Consider the following 17,980-nt stretch of genomic DNA (forward strand, 5'->3'; position numbering starts at 1 on the left):
ATTCGGTTGCAGCTCCGGCGAAATGCGAATGATCGTAGCCGCGATGCGCCTGCCGCCCAGCCGATCCACTTGCGCTAGCAGACATGACGGAATAAGGGCACAGACTCCTAACTGCCTCCCCCCGCATGCCTCCAGACAGCGTCATTCTGTGCGGTTCGCATGTTGAAGGCTGTCGAGTCCTGCGCTTGCCCGGGAAATGACGTAACCTTATCCCCCGTCATCCCCCGCCGCTGCCCCCGTATACTCTTCGACGCCGTACCAAATGCGGCGGAGCTCCTCGCTGTTTGCAAATCCTCCATCTGGGTGCGGATTTGTTCGATCGGCTTCGCCATCAGCTCCGTATAATAAAAGATCATGTAGACGGTGCCCTGGGTGATCGAGCCCTGCTTCCATAAATATTAGCTGATCGCGAAAGCAACCGCGTTGCCGATGGCGAACACGATAATTGTCGCAATCCACATCGACGCCCATCCGAAGAACGCGCGCACCCGAAGCGGCAGCCACTCCCGCATGAGGCCGCAAATATTGCCGGAATAACGATACATATTCTCCAATCGGAATATGTGGAAGCAGCATTCCATCCCTGATGAGCGGCCGTATTCGCGGATTCGCCTGACGACATAAAAAAACGGCCGCTGCGGGCCGTTCACTCCGTTATCGTTTTTGTCATCCGTACATGCCAAATGCCTGCATCCAGAAATGGTTCTTCAGATACTGTCGCATATCCCAGCTTCTCATAAAACCTTGTCGCGTGCGTCTGCGCGTCCAACATGATCGACGCGATTTCCCGTTCGCAAATATCGTCTTCCATCATATCGATCATCATCTTGCCGATGCCCTTGCCCCGATAAGGCTGGCGGACCGCAATTCGCTGAAGCTTGGCTGTCCGTTCATCGTACATCCGGTAACGGGCCGCTGCAATCGGCAGTTCGCCGTCCCGGATCAGGAAATGGCGGCAAGCCGACGTCGAAGCGTCAAACTCGTCCAGCTCCAAATCGAGCGGCACCTGCTGCTCATCGACAAATACCTCTTTACGAACGGACAAGCATTGCCGCAGCTCTTCCTCCGTCGTTACGACAAGCCCCTGTAACCTCAACATGAACCTTCTCCTCTATCTCTTAGCCGTAAGGGGTACCCTTCCACGCTTCGTATCACAGTCCATTGTACCAAACAAGCCGCTGCTTCCTCAAGGATTCGCGTGCGTTATCCGGCGAACGCCTTCTTCAGTGCTTCGCGGACGCGATCCTTACTGAACGGCTTGACGATAAAGTCGCTCGCTCCCATACTGACGGCGCGAATGAGCAGCGCTTGCTGGCCCATCGCCGACACCATGATAACCTTCGCATCCGGATTCAAATCCTTGATTTTCTCCAGTGCTGTAATGCCGTCCATCTCCGGCATGGTTATGTCCATCGTGACGACGTCGGGCATCTCTTCCGGGTATAATGACAGCGCTTCCACTCCATTGCTTGCTTCAACGACTTGTTCATAGCCAAGCTCATGAATGACGTTTTTCAATAACATGCGCATAAAGAGCGAATCGTCGACGATCATAATTTTCTTCACGCCGGAACAGCCTCCTCTTCGATTGGGTAGTATGGAAAAGCGTCACGCCTAGTTGTCCCGAAGATGTGCGGTTATACAATATTTTCACGGCAGCACGGCATATTAAAAAGACCCCCAGCATGCATCAAAGGAGCCTCAAATCACGTATTCCTCTGTCCTTCGGCAGTTGGCTGACTTGGTAAAGACGGTAGTGGCTGTGGCTTTGCGGCCTTGAATTTCGCAAAGCTCACCTGATGCGGGCGATACCTTTTGTACATTAAATTATACCATCCTGCCGGAAAAATACAAGTATGGAAATATGAAATCGACGTCCTCATGTTCTCCGGATCTTGCCGGAAAGCGTCTATTTTTACATTTAAATTATCGGTAAATAATGCTAACATAGAAAGTAACATGAACATAGGGAGATGCGATCCAATGGATAAGTTCCAAGCATTCGTGCTAGAGAAACAGGGCGATCAAGCCGCCGGCTCCATCCAAACGCTCGGGCATGATCGCCTGCCGGACGGAGAAGTCACCATACGGGTACGATATTCCAGCATCAATTATAAAGACGCGATGGCGGCGCAACCCGTCAGTCCGATCGTCAAGTCGTACCCGTTCGTACCGGGTATCGATTTAGCCGGAGAGGTCGTTCATTCGGACGACCCTTCTTTTGCCGTGGGCGATGAAGTGCTTGTCACCGGCTACGAGCTCGGCGTCTCCCACCCGGGCGGTTTCAGCCAACTGGCGCGCGTTCCTGCCGGTTGGGTCGTTCCGCTTCCCGATGGGCTGACGGCCCGGGAAGCGATGTCGCTCGGCACCGCCGGCTTTACGGCGGCCCTGTCGGTGCTCCAGATGGAGCGCAACGGCCTCCGGCCGGAGCAAGGCCCGGTACTCGTCACCGGTGCGACCGGCGGCGTCGGGAGCGTAGCGGTTTCGCTTCTGTCCAAGCTCGGTTACCGTGTGACGGCCAGTACGGGCAAGCTTGCCGAAAGCGAGTATTTGCTGGGCCTGGGCGCTGCGGAAGTCATCGAGAGAGACGCATTAATCCCGCCGGACGGCAAACCGCTGCGTAAGGAACGCTGGGCGGGGGCGGTCGATCCGGTCGGCGGCGCGTCGCTGCCGTTTATTTTAAGCACGCTTCGTTACGGCGGTTCTGCTGCGGTCAGCGGTCTGACCGGAGGGGCGGATTTCGCAACGACTGTATATCCGTTCATTCTGCGCGGTGTGAAGCTGCTCGGCATCGATTCGGTATACTGCGATACGCTGACGAGACGGGAAGTGTGGTCCAGGCTCGCAGCCGACTGGAAACCTGTATCGTACCTGGAGACCGGTGCGCGGGAGATCGGCCTGGGCAATCTGGCCGATACGCTTGCGGCGATTCGCAGCGGTCGGCTTCGCGGCCGGGCTATCGTCAATCTCGACCTTTCATAATAACGCCAAAGAGTCCTTTGGAGCCATTGCTCCACAGGACTCTTTTTCTGCTGGGAAAGCTTTGTTGACAACGCGCTTCCATATCTTCAGAAATCGGGCGGGTTACGCTTCCACCGCGTGCATCGGCTGCACCGACTCCATATAGCGCATCAATGCTTCAAACGCGTGACGCAGATCATGCAGCTCTTCCTTGGACGCCTTCTCCAGCTCTTCCATCAAACGGCTGGCCGTCGTTTCTCCAAGCCATTCCTCCAAGCCCATTGTTTTCACCGGATTCATCCTTCTACCTCCGTAATGAGATCATTCCGAACGCTTCACAGAGGGATAAAAAAACTCCCTTGTTCGCCAAAAGGGAGGTGTTACGACATATTCCTCATACTTTCGGCAGCTGGCTGACATCGTTTATCACTTTAGTCCCTATAGCTTTGCGTCTCTGACTTTCATCAGATTTGCCCTTGTCGTGTTGAAATCACCCAACAGGCCTAGTATAACATGAACCCAGCCATAAATCGACATGATTTGCTTTGCCCCATGGTACTCTCATGCGGATGCGTCCTGCTCGCTTCCGGCTTTGCGACACCGGCCGTCCCGAGAAGGCGGAACGATGGCAAGCATGAGCGCAAACGCCAGCAAGCTGGTTAACAACCGCCCTCTCTTTCGTCGAAGCACATCAGACATGGAATAAATCTCCTCTCTACCTCTATGCGCCTATGCGCCGCTGCGGGATCTATTCCACATCTTACCTGTTTTCGGGGGTGAATAATGTTTAAGAATTCACACTTTTACGAAATAGCACTTTTGACGCTAGGCCCGGAGTCATGTCATGCTGCCCTTGCACCTTCAACTCGGTTACCGGACAGTACCTAGCGCCGGAACACGGATACAAACCGTACGGAAGCGCTGAACATCCGATTGACCACGTAGAACCCGACGAGAAACCAGATCAGCCCGAGCCCAGCGACGGCATACGATCGCTGCGCCGGCGACGCCATCGGAAGCAGCACATCCATCACGATGTCGTTGTTAAACAGTTCGTAGCCGTAACCCTGCAGCGCCGCCCAGTAAACGAGCGGTGCGAACAAGAGAACAAAACCGGATACCGGGAATGCCACGGCCAACGTAAATTGAATGATGCTCAGAGGCAGCTTCAGCAGCCAATACAGCAGCGGCAAATACGATTCCACCGAGAGCAGCACTTGGCGCATGCCGGGCTTGGCAGCCGTATCCGCAGCTTCAACTGCAGCTTCGCCCCGGAGACCCGAGCCTCCCTGCAACGCCTGCGCGTCCAAAGACAGAAGCGCCCGGCTTCCGATAAGCGCCACGTAAAGAATTGGAATGCCGATCCCAAGCGGCGTCAGCACGACGCCGACAAGACCGAAGGTAACGGCAAACACGAACCCGAGAATGCCGAGCGGTAATGTCGTGACCACGAAATATTGCATTTTCAACAAAAAAGACGGTTTCCATCCCATAGACGGGGCGGGAGCAGAGCCAGCATGTAACATGTGCGATCCTTCCTTCTTCCATATCAGTTACGTTTATTATAGGAGAATCGGGAGTCGCTTCCTACCAACCTATGTTCAGGTTATGCCTGGACTTTGGTCGGGATTTCAGGGATTGCCGGCACCAAGCTTTCCTCCGATGATGAAGCTTTTCTTTCATGCTAAGGTGTTGACATACGCATTGGATTGCCTATATAATGATCGAGAATGATTATCATTACCGCAAGTAAACGGATATCCGGGGAGGCGACCCGATGAAGATCAAGTATTGCTGCAAGAACATTAAGAACGGCTCCAAATCGGTTTACAAAACAATGAAAGACGAGTTTCCCGAATTCGAGCACAAGAAGAAAGACTGCCTCGGCTGCTGCAAGCTGTGCTCCAAGCAGTGCGTAGCCAAGGTCGGCAAGTCAGGCATTATTTGCGCCGAATCCCCCGACCAGCTCTATTTGCAATTGAAGCAGCTTCTTCATGGTTCCGTCGAAGAACCGTTGTCCGTGTAATACATAATTGGCAATGCTGAATACAACCTGACCGATGGTCAGGTCTTTTTATGGAGACGAGCTTGACTGCCTAATCTTTTCCAATATTTGTAACACAATTGAAATCTGGTTAACATCTGTTCTTAATGAAAGCAGCCTATACTATTCCTTGACCCCCTTTTTCAATATATCTTGAAGACCCGCAGCCCGCTGCTGCGGGTCACTTTTTTGTCTATGTAATCCCGCCGGATACTCTACACGCCGGAGTCCTGATTCACTCCGTGAGCGACGAGCGCCACCCTAGTATAAGAACAATTTGTTCCGCGAACAATACTCAGGGTGTAGTGAGCAAATCTATACTTATTTGTTAATTTTATCGGTTAGCGAATAATTATTAATTTGCAACTTACATAAAATTAGTTATAATAAAAACGTACACATATCACATCACAATTATGGAAAGGACGTTTTCAGATTATGGCAACTGTACTGTACATCACTGCACATCCTCATGACCATCAAGCTTCATTCAGCATGGCTGTGGGAAAAGAATTTATCGAGGCCTACCGTGAAGCAAATCCGACAGATGAAATTATTCACCTGGATTTATACAAAACGGACATTCCACATATCGACGCTGACGTATTTAGCGGATGGGGAAAACTTCAATCGGGCTCTTCGTTCGACCAACTGTCCGATGCGGAGAAAGCCAAAGTCGCAAGACTAAATGAAATTGTCGGTCAATACGTGGCCGCTGATAAATATGTTTATGTTTCTCCAATGTGGAATTTTTCGTTCCCTCCTATTTTGAAAGCCTACATTGATGCAATTTGTGTTTCAGGCAAAACGTTTAAATATACCGAGAACGGGCCGGTCGGCTTGCTTACGGACAAAAAAGCGATCCATATTCAAGCTAGCGGCGGTGTCTACTCCGAAGGACCGGCTGCAAGTTTCGAAAGCGGCCACAGCTACCTGAGCAAAATTATGCAATTTCATGGTGTTCCATCCTTTGAAGGAATCTTTGTTGAAGGCATGGCCGCTATGCCGGATCAAGCCCAATCGATTAAAGAGAAGGCTATCGCGCAAGCAAAAGAAGCTGCAAAACGTTTCTAATCCACAACATGCATGTGAAAAAGATACAGAGGCCCGCTGCTTAGCGGGCCTCTCTTTTTATCTATTTCAATGGATAATATTGCCTTATCAGCATTATTATAGTAATGTGAAATTAAACAATGCCAATGAATTACAGTCGCGGCTTCCGTAAATAATAGGTTTGATAGGAATACAAGCCAAGGAGATGAGCGCATGTCGAAATCGGAGAATGATTTTCCCAATTATTACGACGGTTCCTCGAATGTTGAGTTTTCTCAAGAAATTACGGAAGGGCCCGATGTACATCTTAAAGAAGCTCCGGCCCAGGACGAAGAATGGCGCCGGTACATCAGCGCGAACCCTTACGGGATGCACGGCCATCTTTAATGCGTAACCTGCTTCCGTTATCGGCAGCTTCATCAAATTCAAGAGAACAAGAACCCCACTGCTTGCTGCTGTGGGGTTCTCTTTATGAAATCATGATGAGGTCAGCTGCCGGATTGGCGATCCGGACAAATAAGCTTGGATGTCTTCCACCGCGTCCCGATAATACGTATGGTAATTCGCTTGTGACACGTATCCGAGATGCGGTGTGGTCAGAACATGGGGCAAGGACCGGAATACGTCGTCCTTCGGCAAAGGCTCGATCTCGAATACGTCCAAGCCTGCACCGGCGATCCAGCCGTTAAGAAGAGCTTCCGCGAGGGCGGTTTGATCCACGATCGGAGCTCGGGAAGTGTTGATCAGATAGGCGGATGCGCGCATCCGCCTGAGCTTTGAGGCGCCAAGCAAGCCTCTCGTCCGTTCGCTGAGCACAAGATGGATGGAGACAAAATCACTGCTTTCCAGCAGTTCTTCCTTGGAGGCTGCCAGCCGCACGCCGACCTCATCGGTCCGCTCTTGGGTTAAATGCTGGCTCCAGGCCATCACATCCATGCCGAAGGCCAACCCGATGCGCGCCACCCGACTGCCGATCTTACCGAGTCCCAGCAGGCCGAGTCGTTTGCCGTAGAGGTCAGTCCCAATCGAGCTTTGCCAAGGGCCATTCGATCGGAGCGCGTTATGTTCGGGCACAATCTGTCGGGCCAGACCCAATATTAAAGCCCAGGTAAGCTCAACGGCGGGCTCCGTTTTGCCCGCTGTGCCGCAAACGACCACACCGTGCGAAGCAGCGGCTGCAAGATCGATTGCCGCATTGCGCATGCCTGTCGTAACGAGCAGCTTCAACCGCGGCAGACGTGCGAGTAACGAAGCCCGAAAAGGCGTGCGTTCGCGCATGATCACAACGATATCATAATCGGCGAGCGCTGCCGCCGTTTCATCCTCCCCCTCAAAATGCCGATGAAAGGATTGAACCTCAATTCGATCTAGGAGCGAGGACCAGTCGGCCATCGTCCGTGCTACCTGCTGGTAGTCATCAAGTATCGCACAGCGAAGTTTCATTCGCGGGCAACCTCCTTCTGATTGGGTGTACATGCTCTAACCTGTATCTTCGATTTCATCAAGGCCTTGTCGCTTGTTCCAAATCCGATAAAAGGGCAAAAGCTTCCTCATTCGACCGCCCGCACATTTCTACCGACGCCTTCAAGCTGCTGCAAACGGCCGGACGCTCCGGCTTCCCAAAGAGGTTGCAAGTATTCTCATCGGAAAGCTGCGAACAGCGGACTCCCGCCGGCTTCCCGTGCGGCATTCCGGGAATGGGAGAAGAAATGGAAACGACAATACAGCAAGCTGCGCAGCCTACCCGGCAGTCCAATACGGAGTCCCCCCGTTCTTCAAGTAATGTAGGAAGCTTGGATCGATCATTTCTTCCATCCCTTGTATAATTCCACATCGACAACATTTATCCTTTTCTTACCCGGATTTTGCGCGAACGGGTGCTGGCCCGCTGTGCGGCGAATGCGCCTTTGACTATCTTTTTTGTTTATGGAAATCCAAAAAAGGGTATTGTACAGTATGGGCACCAAATCACCATTTTCAAAAAGGAGTGTTAACGAGATGAAGAAAGTCGCTTTCCTGTTAGCCAACGATTTTGAAGATTCCGAAATGCAGAAACCGTACGATGCGATCAAAGCGGACGGGCATGAAACCGTCATTATCGGGTTGAAAAAGGGCGAACAGCTGACAGGCAAGAACAAGACGATCACGTATACAGCTGATGCGTCCATCGATGAAGTGAAGGCTGACCAGTTCGACGCGGTCGTCATTCCTGGCGGGTCGTCGCCGGAAAACCTGCGTCTCAACAAGCAGATCCAGCAATTCGTCAAAGACATGGACAGTCAGGGCAAACCGATATCGGCCATTTGCCATGGGCCGCAAATTCTGATCAGCGCCGGTCTTGCTAAAGGCAAAACATTGACGTGCTACCCTCCATTGAAGGATGATCTGATTAATGCAGGCGCCAACTACGTCGATCAAGAGGTCGCCGTTGACGGCAACTACGTCACGTCACGAACGCCTGCCGACGAACCAGCGTTCATCCGCGAAACGCTGAACAAATTGCGTACGCCCGTCAGTCAGCCTTAACGCTAACCGTGAAAAAGTAGAGGTCACCCCATTCACGCCCCAAAAATCCGGAAGAATTCTTTCGGATTTTTTTGCGTTTTTTTCGCTTCCCATCGCGCTCATGTTCGGAACTGCTCATGTACCCCCTTTAACCCTAAATGAATACTTTAATAGCAAGAGGCAGAATCAGCCGGTCTGTTCTATAGAGGAGGACTCCGCATGGAGGTATGGAAGGAACATTTCGAGCAACTGATTTTCCTGCAGGATCAGCCAAGCGGTTTGAAAGCCATTATCGCCATTCATAATACGAAGCTCGGGGCTGCGCTTGGCGGATGCCGGATGTGGCATTATGCCTCCGAAGAAGATGCCGTCCGGGATGCGCTCCGTTTAGCAAAAGGCATGACCTATAAATCAGCGATTTCCGGTCTTCCATACGGCGGAGGTAAAGCGGTTATCCTTGGCCCTCCCGATCAACGGAAGCACGAGCTGTTATTTCGCGCCCTCGGCCGTTATATTGAAAGCTTGCAGGGACGCTATATAACGGGCATGGACTTGGGAACAAGCGTTGCGGATATGGACTGGATCCGATTAGAAACAACCTATGTGACGGATACTACCGGTTCGCTTGGGGCTACCGGCGATTTAACAGCTGCTATGACGGCCTATGGCGTTTACCTGGGTATCCGGGCTTCGCTCAAACGCGTATTCGGTACGGAGACGTTCATCCATAGAACGGTTGCTGTTCAGGGGTTAGGGAAGGTAGGCTATCAGCTTTGCCGGTATTTGAAACGTTCGGGCGCCAAACTAGTCGTATCGGATGTGAATCCTAGCCGAAGGAATCAGGCTGTCAAAGATTTCGGCGCACATGCGCTGCGCCCGGATGAAATCGTTGAAGCCGCCTGCGATGTCTTCTCGCCTTGCGCTCTAGGCGGGATCATTAACGATCTCACCCTGCCCCGGCTTCGATGCCGGATTGTAGCCGGAGCCGCCAATAACCAATTGGCCGAGAAGCGGCACGGTCATCAGCTTCATAAGCTCGGCATCCTTTATGCGCCCGACTATATCATCAATGCCGGGGGCATTATTGTCACCTCTTGCGAATTGAACGGCAGCGACGCCGCATTCGCAAATAAACAGGTAGAGAACATCTACCGTACGCTTACGAACGTGTTCGACTACGCGGGTCGGAAGCGAATCCCGACATCGGAAGCTGCAGACGAGCGGACCGAACAACTTCTGGCAGCTCCCTGACGGACCCCTCTGTTGAATTATGGAATGGCCGAAAGCCTATAAACGTGAAATAGTCGGGGAGGAGTTTATTCCTGCCCGACTGTTGTTTGGTTAAGCGGTAATCACGTGTACGCCTCTCGCGCGAAGCTTATCGATTTCTTCGGGCGGCACTTTACGGTCCGTAATGACCGTATGAACCTGATCGACGTTAACAATCCGGTAAAAAGCTACCTTATTGAACTTGCTGTGGTCCGCGAGCACCACAACATGTTTCGCGTTCTCAATAATTTTCCGGACGACTCTTGCTTCCTCCATACTTGGAGTGGTCAAGCCTTGCTCGAGGCTAAACCCGTTAATTCCAATGAATGCATACTCGCAATACACGCCGTCCAGCGCTTTCTCGGCCGCCTCTCCAATTAAGGCGAACGTATTCGGACGAATGTTGCCTCCGGTTAAGAACAAATGATTTTCATTCGATCCCATTAAATCTATAGCCACATTGATAGCATTGGTCACGATGGTAAGTCCGGTGCGATCCTTGATTTTTTTCGTCATATGACTGACGGTTGTCCCTGTCGACAGGGCAATCGTCATCCCGTTTTCGATTAACTTTGCGGCCTCTGAGGCGATAGCCTGCTTCTCATCCGTAAATTGATCCTCCTTCTCTATAAAAGAAGGCTCGATAAACAGATTCTCGTTTAATATCGCCCCGCCATGACTGCGCAGCAGCAATTTATCGCGTTCCAGCTTCTCCAAATCTTTACGAATGGTAACTTCCGAAACGTCCAATTCGGAGCTTAGGAAGGATACGTCCACGCTCTTATGAATTTTCAAATAATCCATAATGAATTGATGTCTCTCAATGCTTCTCATTCTTCGATTCGCATGATCCTCTTCCATATAAGTTCCCTCTCAGTGTTTCGTTTTGTTCTGAATTGTTTCGTTTCGTTATTATAGTAGTAGTATAGATAATTTTGTCCGAGTTGGCAATTCAGAATTCCTGAGAAAGCGGCTTGTCTACAACCTTCATCCCCTTATTTTACGCGTTCAACAGCAAAATTTTACCTTTCACGGTACTCGGATCGCGATATAATTCGAAAGCTTTGCCGATGTCCTCCAGCGGGTACTGTTTAAACACCATATCTTTAAAGTTCAACAATCCCCGTTTCAGGAAATGCAGCGTTAATTCCCATTCATCCCCAGGGAACGGAGAGCTGTAGGACATCCAGGAGCCCGTTAACGTAAATTCTTTGCGATTCAACAATTCAAACTGCTTATGCGAGAAGGTCAAATCCCGCACGGGCGTCCCGATAAAGCAAACCTTCGCTTTATTGGCGGCGATCTCGAAGCTTAATCTCATCGTAACGTCGGACCCTGCCGTCTCCATGACAACGCCAAATCCATGATTCCCCGTGATCTGCTTCCATCCCTCTTCGAACCCTGCTTTGGCCGAATTAATCGTATAATCGGCGCCAAGCCTTTTGGCGGTAGCCAGTCTCTCGTCATCGATATCAAAAACGGTAATATCTTTGGCGCCCAACACTCTGGCCCATTGGAGCGTCAGCAATCCGATATTCCCCCCGCCCAGAATGGCGACATGCTCCCCGCCTTGATATTGAATTAACCTTAGCGCGTGCAGAGCTACGGCCGACGGTTCAACAAAGGCGGCTTCCTCGAAGCTTATGCTCTCGTCGAACGTAATCGCGTTTGCTTCCGGAATGACCACATATTCAGCCCAGCTCCCGTTAACCCGGGAACCAACGAAGGAATAATGCTTGCATTGGGCGAAGTTGCCGCTAAGGCAATCATGACATTCGTAACAAGGCTTGAGCGGAACTCCCACGACCCGGTCGCCCGCCTTCACGCGGGTCACTTCGCTTCCGATGCTCTCCACAACACCGGAAAACTCATGACCGAGCACTATGGGATAGTGATGAGCGGCATCTCCCATTACGCGGGGCAAATCGGAACCGCAAATTCCCGTCGCTTTAACCTTAATCAATATTTCATGCCGTTGTAACGAAGGCGTATCCATTTCCTCTATTCGTATATCGTTCTTCGCATAAAGCACGGCAGCTTTCATGCTCCTCACCATCCCATCTTCGGAAATACATCTCTAAGTTTGATATAGGTCTCCAGGTATACGTCGTACACCTGCCGGTAAACCTCTTGGTTTGTTGGGTTGGGCGTTTGCTCGCGCTGGATGCGGACCGTCTTGCTCACCGCATCCTCACAATCCCGATACACTCCCGTTCCGACACCTGCCAAGATGGCTGCGCCTAACGTGGCGGCGGAATCCGAAGAAGGAATACGGAACGCTTTGCCTGTAATATCCGCCTTAATTTGCGTCCACAGCTCACTGTTCGCGGCCCCGCCGACACTATGCAGCGTATGCACGGGTACGCCGCTTTGCTCGGCCGTCTTGATATTATGCTGCAGGGACAACGCGCACCCTTCCATAATCGCTCGAATCATATGCCCTTTGGTCTTGTCGAAAGACAAGCCGATAAAGACGCCCTTCGCGTCAGGGTCCCAAATCGGCGAACGCTCCCCGGCCATATACGGCAGGAAAACAAGCCCTTCGCTTCCCGGTCTGATCCGGGAAGCTGCTTCGTTGGCATACCGGAAAAAATCGGACTCGGTTCCCCCGAATTCCCGCTTCATCCAGTTCAAGCTGCCGCCTCCGACCGTTCCCCCCTGCAGAATCCACCTGTCTTTAACAACGTGACAGCTTAATATCAGCTTCTCGTTCTTAACCGGACGGTCCATGACAATACTCATGCCCCCGGCCTGGCCCCCCTGCTCCTGCACTTCCCCGGCATAGACCGCTCCGGCTCCCAAGGTTGCACAGGCGGCATCCAGCCCGCCGGCGACAACAGGCGTTCCGGCGGCAAGACCGGTCTCGGCGGACGCGAACGGGGTCACCGCCCCGACAATATCACTGCAGCCGTAGATGTCGGGAAGCAGTTCGGGTGCTATGCCCATCCGCTCGGCGAGTTCATAGTCCCACGATGCGGTTTCGATATTAAACGCATGTAAGCCGTTGCCTTGCGAGACGTCCTGGGTGTATTCCCCCGACAGCTTGTAAACGATGTAGCTGTTGCACTGCAGCACTTTGCGGGTTTGCTTATAAAGATCCGGCTCCTGCTCGCGCATCCAGACCAATTTGCCGGTCACATACGATGGAGACATCGGGTTCCCCGAAACCGCGAAGAGCCGTTCCTGCCCGATGGTTTGAATTAAATGCTCGCATTGCTTCACGGTTCTGCGGTCGAGCCAAATGAGCGCGTTGCGCAGCGGCCTGCCGTGCTCGTCCATCGGAACGGCCGCGCCGCTTTGACCGTCCACCCCGACACCCTTGATCTGCCGGGGATCGATGCCTGTTTGCTTCAGCATGTCGCGCAAGTTATCGCATACCGCGCTCCACCAGTCCTCCGGATTTTGCTCGGCGTGCCCCGCATGGGGATAGTAGGTTGTATAAGACTTTGTTCCCTGGAACAATACGGTGCCGTCCGCCGCAAACAGGGCCACCTTACAGCCGGAAGTCCCGATATCGATTCCGACCAAATATTGATTCGTCATGATTGACGCCACCTTTCAAACGACCGCCGGCTGCCTAAGCCCGATTCGTGCAACCGCACAGCTTCATCTTCTCAAGAGCCATCTGCTTCACTGTCTTTTTGGCAACAGACATATAGGAACGCGGATCAAGATCGTCCGGATGCTCGGAGAAAAATTTTTGTAAGGACAGCGTAAACGCGTTTTTCAGCTCTGTCGCCACATTCATCTTCGCCATGCCGAGCGATACGCAGCGTTTGACCTGCGCTTCCGGAATGCCGGAACCGCCGTGAAGCACAAGCGGCACCGAAACTCGTTCGGCAATCTCTCCGATTCGCTTGAAGTCGATGTTCGGCTCCCCTTTGTAAATGCCATGAGCGGTGCCGATCGCGGGAGCTAACGTGGTGACTCCCGTCAATTCGACGAATCGCCGGCACTCCTCCGGATCCGCCAACGTTGCCATATCCTCCGACACCTGTATATCATCTTCAACGCCGCCGACTTTGCCGAGCTCCGCTTCTACGTTAACGCCGAGCGCGCGGGCAACCTCAACGACCTTTTTGGTCATCTCCACATTTCTTTCGAACGGATGCATGGATTGATCTATCATAACGGAAGTATAACCGGAACGGATACACTTCAGGATTAATTCAAAGTCTTGGCAGTGATCCAAGTGCAGCGCGATAGGTACGCTGGCCTGCTTCGCCGCCGCCTGGGCTGCGCCGACGATATAGTCGATGCCCAGATGTTTAACGGTGCCAACCGTGGTTTGCAAAATTAACGGCGAACGGGACTCCTCCGCCGCCTCAACGACAGCTTGAAGCATTTCGAGCGTATGCACATTAAAGGCGACAATGCCGTATCCTTGTTTTCTTGCCTCCGTTAATAAAGGCGTCGATGAAACTAATGTCATGGTTAACTCCTACCTTTCATCTCTATCCGCTAAGTCCTGTTCATAAACTCCAGTATCGTTTCCAGATCGCGCGTGCCCTCCATGGGGCCGAGCGCCGTCGTAGACAAAGCGCCTACCGCGTTGGCAAATCGCAGCGTCTCTTTCCAGGTCCAGCCTTGAAGATAGCCATAGACCACACCTGCATTAAAGCAATCTCCCGCTCCGGTAGGGTCCACGCAATGGACGCTAAAACCAGGAACAGCTTCCGATCTCACGCCATTCTGATACAACTCGCATCCATGCTCGCCCATCTTCCGCACAACAAGGCTAATTCCTTGCTCGAACAACCGCTGCGTCCCCTCTTCGACATTCGGACAGCCGGTAAGCCGTTCCACTTCATCGCCGCTTGGAAGCAAAATGTCGGTATGCTGCAAGACAGGGCCGTACCAACCGATCCATTTGCGATCCAAGGCAAGCTCGGGTCTAAGATTCGGATCAAACGTCACGATCCCTCCGCCGCGCTTGACTACACGGACCGCTTCATAGCAAAGTTCCCTGATCGAATCGTTGATGGTCAGGCTGGTGCCGCTGAGGTGCAGCGCCTTCGTCCCCTGCATAAATTGGAGGTCTATGGGCCAAGGGATCTCCACGGCCGCTGAATCGTTCATATGGAACAGAAAGTCCCGCGAGCCGTCGTCGGAATAAGTGACAAACGCCATCCCCGTCGTCTTGGCATCGCTCCGGTACACGTGCGCACACTGAATTCCATCCTTCATCAGCCGATCCGTGAGGCAGCGTCCGAACGCATCCTGCCCGACCGCTCCAATGATTCCACAGCTTAAGCCCAATTTGGCGACGGCGTCGATAAATATAGCCGGCGCGCCGCTCGGATAAGGGCCTGCGAACATCGCTGGCTCCGAAAGCGGAACATTCGTCTCCGTTCGCATGATCTCGACGAGCAGCTCTCCGATTGTATATACGTGCTCCATGAACTCACCTCTTATGGCAGTCTGACGACGCCTTTGATCACGGCTTGATCCCGTTTCCCTTCCAATAGCCCGGTCACATCCTCCAGGGAGAGCTCGGATATAATCGGATCAAGTTCGAATTGCCCGGATTCGATCATGCGGATCGCCCGAACTTGCGTGTCCGGATACGTAAAGGAACCGATGATCCGCAGCTCTTTACGGAACACCTCGAACGGCTCGATCGCAACGGCTTTATTCTCCGGATACGCTGCGAATAACAGGATGTCCCCGCCGCGTTTCGTTGCTTTCATGCATTGCATGAGGACATCGCCGGCGCCGGCGCAATCGACCGTCACGTCCAGATCGATTAATTCCTTGATTTTGTGCTTCTCGTTTACGGGGTCTATCGTTCGGAAGCCAAGCTTCTCCGCCACATTCCGTTTAATCGCCTGCGGCTCGACGAGCGTAACCTCGCTGGCTCCCTGCAGCCGCATCGCCTGCAGCATCAACTGACCGATAAAGCCGCCGCCGAATACAGCCCCGCGATAGCCCGCCTTGACTTGCAGCCGGTCAAGTCCGTGAAGTACGCACGAAACCGGTTCGGCTAAACAAGCCTTAAGCGGGTCAGTCCCCGGCTTCATCTTGTAAATCAGCTCCTCGGGAACCGCGCAGTACACGGAAAGTCCTCCGTTCACATCAACGCCCAGCGCCGTCATGCCGCTGCATAAATGCGGCACCCCTTCCAAACAAGAAACGCAGTTGCCGCACCACCGGTTCGGATTGACCGAAACAAAGTCTCCGACCGCCGTGTGACGAATGTCTTTGCCGATTTGCTCCACAACCCCTGCGAATTCATGCCCGATGGTAACGGGAAAGGATGCCGGGTAGGTGCCGTGGTAAATATGCCGGTCCGTGCCGCAAATCCCGCAAGCGGAAACTTTCACCAGCACCTCCCGGTCTCCAATATGCGGGCGCTCGACATGCCGATATTCCATGACTCCCGGTTGATGAAGCAGCAGGGCTGCAAACGTTTCTGTGCTCATTTGACGCCTCCCATGGTCATTCCTTGCACCAAATATTTTTGAATGCAGATGCCGAATATGATTACCGGAAGAATAACCATCGTTCCTGCAGCTGCCACCTCACCCCATCGGATTCCCTCAAAGGTGATAAAGCTGGTAATCGCGACCGTCGCCGTCTTGGTCTTGTCACCCGTAAGGATTAACGAGTACAAGAACTCATTCCAGGACATGATGAATGAAAATATACTTGCCGCGGCAATCCCCGGAGCGGACAACGGTATAGTGACTTTAATAAAAGCCATTAACCGGGATACCCCGTCAATTCTTGCCGCGTCCTCCAGGTCAACCGAGATGCTTTCGAAATAACTGCGCATCATCCATAAGATGAACGAAAGGCTGAACGTCATATAAATAAGGACGAGTCCCAAGGTCGTATCGAGCAAATTGAATTGCTTGAACACCAGGTAAAAAGGCAGTATGACCATAATCGGCGGCGCCATTCGGGTAGAAAGCACCCAGAACGCGAAGTCCTCTTTCTTGCGCATCGGGAAACGCACCAGCGCATAGGCAGCCGGAATACCGATCAGCAAACTGAACAACGTGCTCAGGAAACCGACTTTGACGCTGTTGAAGTAATAATGTAAGAAAGAACCGTCTTCCAGCACCTTGGAGTAGTTGGTATACGTAGGTGTGAATATGAACTTGGGCGGCAAGCTGAACGCGTCCACCCGCGTTTTTAAAGACGTCATCACCAGCCACAGGATCGGGAACACAAATGCGGCAATCATCGCCCATAGCAGGATGTTAAAAATAACGTCTTGAACCTTTCTAGGCACGAATGATCACCCCTTTCTAGCTAAATTAATGACAAATTTCGAGATCGTCGTAATGATGAACAGCATCGTTAAACCCAAGGATGCGGCATAACCTACATTCATGAAATTGAAGCCGGTCAAATACCCGAACATATTCAACGTCTCCGTTGCCGTTCCAGGTCCGCCCTTCGTCATCACGTAGATCGTATCGAACCACCGGAACAAATCCATAAACCGGAAGACGAAGGCTATGACCAGATAAGGTTGAATAAGCGGCAGCGTCAAATGCACGAACTTCTGAACGCTGGAAGCGCCATCCACCGTCGCCGCTTCATAGGGCTCATCCGGAAGCGATTGAAGCCCCGCAAGGACGACAAGCGCCACGAACGGCGTCCATTCCCAAACATCTACGGCAATAACCGCCCAGATCGCCGTCTTCTCGCCGGCCAGCCATGCCTGCGGTGCGAATCCGAGCTGCCCTAACGTATAATTAATGATCCCGAATTGAGGGTCAAACATCATCACCCAGATTAACCCGACAACGACGGGAGTCGTGATCGTCGGAAGCAAGAACAGCGTCTTGGCGAGACCGCTGCCGAAAAACTTTCTCGACATGAGGAGTGCAAGCGCGGCCCCCAGAATCATTTCAATGAAGATCGAAGAGAGCATGAATGTGAACGTGGTGGACAACGACCCCCAAAAGCGGGAATCGTTAAGCATGAACCAATAGTTGCCTACTCCTGTAAAATGCTTATTATAGGGCTCCGATAAGAAGTAATGCTGCGTGCTTGTAAATAAAGCATAGACGGTCGGAAAAACCGTTACAGCCAGCAAAAATATAAAAATGGGGGCCACCAGCAGTTTAGGGGCGGAATCCGTCTCCAGCGAAAATAACAACTTCAGTCTTTTTTTGGATAACATTATGCGGATCG

Annotated in this window: 23 protein-coding genes and 1 riboswitch; of the genes, 6 read left to right on the top strand and 17 right to left on the bottom strand. The window is 52.3% G+C overall.

Going from position 1 to position 17,980, the window contains the following annotated elements:
• Window positions 1-107: 107 nt before the first annotated feature.
• The 4 genes from ACZ439_RS02830 to ACZ439_RS02845 form a co-directional block, all read right to left on the bottom strand.
• On the bottom strand, window positions 108-356 hold the full coding sequence (locus ACZ439_RS02830) for a hypothetical protein (RefSeq protein WP_054795273.1): 249 nt from the start codon (window positions 354-356) through the stop codon (window positions 108-110).
• A 42-nt stretch (window positions 357-398) separates the two neighbouring features.
• Window positions 399-683 (bottom strand): hypothetical protein, encoded by a 285-nt coding sequence (locus tag ACZ439_RS02835; protein ID WP_464620599.1) that lies wholly within the window; start codon window positions 681-683, stop codon window positions 399-401.
• Window positions 647-1,099: a GNAT family N-acetyltransferase gene (locus ACZ439_RS02840; RefSeq protein ID WP_464620600.1), complete on the bottom strand. Its 453-nt coding sequence runs from the start codon at window positions 1,097-1,099 to the stop codon at window positions 647-649. The genes ACZ439_RS02835 and ACZ439_RS02840 overlap by 37 nt, the downstream gene beginning before the upstream one ends.
• Window positions 1,100-1,203: 104 nt before the next feature.
• Complete coding sequence (locus ACZ439_RS02845; RefSeq protein ID WP_155614282.1) at window positions 1,204-1,554, bottom strand: response regulator; 351 nt, start codon at window positions 1,552-1,554, stop codon at window positions 1,204-1,206.
• 429 nt (window positions 1,555-1,983) lie between these two features.
• Here ACZ439_RS02845 and ACZ439_RS02850 point away from each other — a divergent pair, with 429 nt between their 5' ends.
• Window positions 1,984-2,982 (top strand): acrylyl-CoA reductase family protein, encoded by a 999-nt coding sequence (locus ACZ439_RS02850; RefSeq protein ID WP_054799051.1) that lies wholly within the window; start codon window positions 1,984-1,986, stop codon window positions 2,980-2,982.
• Between the two features lie 102 nt (window positions 2,983-3,084).
• Here the strand turns inward: ACZ439_RS02850 and ACZ439_RS02855 are convergent, their stop codons facing one another.
• The 3 genes from ACZ439_RS02855 to ACZ439_RS02865 all read right to left on the bottom strand — a co-directional run bounded on the left by ACZ439_RS02855 (window position 3,085) and on the right by ACZ439_RS02865 (window position 4,487).
• The gene (locus ACZ439_RS02855) at window positions 3,085-3,261 is read right to left on the bottom strand and encodes a hypothetical protein (protein ID WP_155614244.1); all 177 of its coding nucleotides are present in this window, start codon (window positions 3,259-3,261) and stop codon (window positions 3,085-3,087) included.
• 101 nt (window positions 3,262-3,362) lie between these two features.
• Window positions 3,363-3,446: riboswitch (cyclic di-GMP riboswitch) on the bottom strand.
• A gap of 76 nt (window positions 3,447-3,522) precedes the next feature.
• Complete coding sequence (locus ACZ439_RS02860; protein WP_155614243.1) at window positions 3,523-3,660, bottom strand: hypothetical protein; 138 nt, start codon at window positions 3,658-3,660, stop codon at window positions 3,523-3,525.
• 185 nt (window positions 3,661-3,845) lie between these two features.
• A complete protein-coding gene (locus ACZ439_RS02865) occupies window positions 3,846-4,487 on the bottom strand; it encodes a sensor domain-containing protein (protein ID WP_464620601.1) in 642 nt (213 codons plus the stop codon).
• A gap of 251 nt (window positions 4,488-4,738) precedes the next feature.
• Between ACZ439_RS02865 and ACZ439_RS02870 the strand changes: the two genes are divergently transcribed.
• The 3 genes from ACZ439_RS02870 to ACZ439_RS02880 all read left to right on the top strand — a co-directional run bounded on the left by ACZ439_RS02870 (window position 4,739) and on the right by ACZ439_RS02880 (window position 6,445).
• Window positions 4,739-4,987: a DUF1450 domain-containing protein gene (locus ACZ439_RS02870; protein WP_054795275.1), complete on the top strand. Its 249-nt coding sequence runs from the start codon at window positions 4,739-4,741 to the stop codon at window positions 4,985-4,987.
• A 456-nt stretch (window positions 4,988-5,443) separates the two neighbouring features.
• Window positions 5,444-6,079 (top strand): FMN-dependent NADH-azoreductase, encoded by a 636-nt coding sequence (locus ACZ439_RS02875; RefSeq protein WP_127605643.1) that lies wholly within the window; start codon window positions 5,444-5,446, stop codon window positions 6,077-6,079.
• Between the two features lie 192 nt (window positions 6,080-6,271).
• A complete protein-coding gene (locus tag ACZ439_RS02880; protein WP_155614241.1) occupies window positions 6,272-6,445 on the top strand; it encodes a hypothetical protein in 174 nt (57 codons plus the stop codon).
• Window positions 6,446-6,535: 90 nt separating this feature from the next.
• On the opposite strand, the gene ACZ439_RS02885 is transcribed toward ACZ439_RS02880, so the two are convergent.
• Both ACZ439_RS02885 and ACZ439_RS02890 read right to left on the bottom strand, forming a co-directional pair.
• Window positions 6,536-7,501 (bottom strand): D-2-hydroxyacid dehydrogenase family protein, encoded by a 966-nt coding sequence (locus ACZ439_RS02885; protein WP_054795276.1) that lies wholly within the window; start codon window positions 7,499-7,501, stop codon window positions 6,536-6,538.
• A gap of 58 nt (window positions 7,502-7,559) precedes the next feature.
• Complete coding sequence (locus ACZ439_RS02890; protein WP_127605646.1) at window positions 7,560-7,814, bottom strand: YkgJ family cysteine cluster protein; 255 nt, start codon at window positions 7,812-7,814, stop codon at window positions 7,560-7,562.
• Window positions 7,815-8,056: 242 nt separating this feature from the next.
• Between ACZ439_RS02890 and ACZ439_RS02895 the strand changes: the two genes are divergently transcribed.
• On the top strand, window positions 8,057-8,584 hold the full coding sequence (locus ACZ439_RS02895; RefSeq protein WP_054795277.1) for a type 1 glutamine amidotransferase domain-containing protein: 528 nt from the start codon (window positions 8,057-8,059) through the stop codon (window positions 8,582-8,584).
• 198 nt (window positions 8,585-8,782) lie between these two features.
• Window positions 8,783-9,814, top strand: coding sequence for a Leu/Phe/Val dehydrogenase (locus tag ACZ439_RS02900; protein WP_054795278.1), 1,032 nt, complete (start codon window positions 8,783-8,785; stop codon window positions 9,812-9,814).
• A gap of 90 nt (window positions 9,815-9,904) precedes the next feature.
• On the opposite strand, the gene ACZ439_RS02905 is transcribed toward ACZ439_RS02900, so the two are convergent.
• From ACZ439_RS02905 to ACZ439_RS02940, 8 genes are all read right to left on the bottom strand, one after another.
• On the bottom strand, window positions 9,905-10,693 hold the full coding sequence (locus ACZ439_RS02905; protein WP_127605648.1) for a DeoR/GlpR family DNA-binding transcription regulator: 789 nt from the start codon (window positions 10,691-10,693) through the stop codon (window positions 9,905-9,907).
• A gap of 139 nt (window positions 10,694-10,832) precedes the next feature.
• Window positions 10,833-11,876, bottom strand: coding sequence for a galactitol-1-phosphate 5-dehydrogenase (locus tag ACZ439_RS02910; protein WP_054799092.1), 1,044 nt, complete (start codon window positions 11,874-11,876; stop codon window positions 10,833-10,835).
• A gap of 5 nt (window positions 11,877-11,881) precedes the next feature.
• The gene (xylB, locus tag ACZ439_RS02915) at window positions 11,882-13,375 is read right to left on the bottom strand and encodes a xylulokinase (RefSeq protein ID WP_141334031.1); all 1,494 of its coding nucleotides are present in this window, start codon (window positions 13,373-13,375) and stop codon (window positions 11,882-11,884) included.
• Between the two features lie 34 nt (window positions 13,376-13,409).
• The gene (locus ACZ439_RS02920) at window positions 13,410-14,264 is read right to left on the bottom strand and encodes a class II fructose-bisphosphate aldolase (RefSeq protein ID WP_141334032.1); all 855 of its coding nucleotides are present in this window, start codon (window positions 14,262-14,264) and stop codon (window positions 13,410-13,412) included.
• A 29-nt stretch (window positions 14,265-14,293) separates the two neighbouring features.
• A complete protein-coding gene (locus tag ACZ439_RS02925; RefSeq protein ID WP_054795281.1) occupies window positions 14,294-15,232 on the bottom strand; it encodes a sugar kinase in 939 nt (312 codons plus the stop codon).
• A gap of 11 nt (window positions 15,233-15,243) precedes the next feature.
• Window positions 15,244-16,254 (bottom strand): alcohol dehydrogenase catalytic domain-containing protein, encoded by a 1,011-nt coding sequence (locus ACZ439_RS02930; protein WP_054795282.1) that lies wholly within the window; start codon window positions 16,252-16,254, stop codon window positions 15,244-15,246.
• Window positions 16,251-17,069, bottom strand: a complete 819-nt coding sequence (locus tag ACZ439_RS02935; protein ID WP_054795283.1) for a carbohydrate ABC transporter permease — start codon at window positions 17,067-17,069, stop codon at window positions 16,251-16,253. Before ACZ439_RS02935 ends, ACZ439_RS02930 begins: the two co-directional genes overlap by 4 nt.
• Window positions 17,070-17,075: 6 nt before the next feature.
• Window positions 17,076-17,969 carry a carbohydrate ABC transporter permease gene (locus ACZ439_RS02940; RefSeq protein WP_155614238.1) on the bottom strand — a complete coding sequence of 298 codons (894 nt, stop codon included), beginning with the start codon at window positions 17,967-17,969 and terminating at the stop codon, window positions 17,076-17,078.
• Between the last annotated feature and the right edge of the window lie 11 nt (window positions 17,970-17,980).

This window comes from Paenibacillus sp. JCM 9796 (assembly GCF_055379675.1).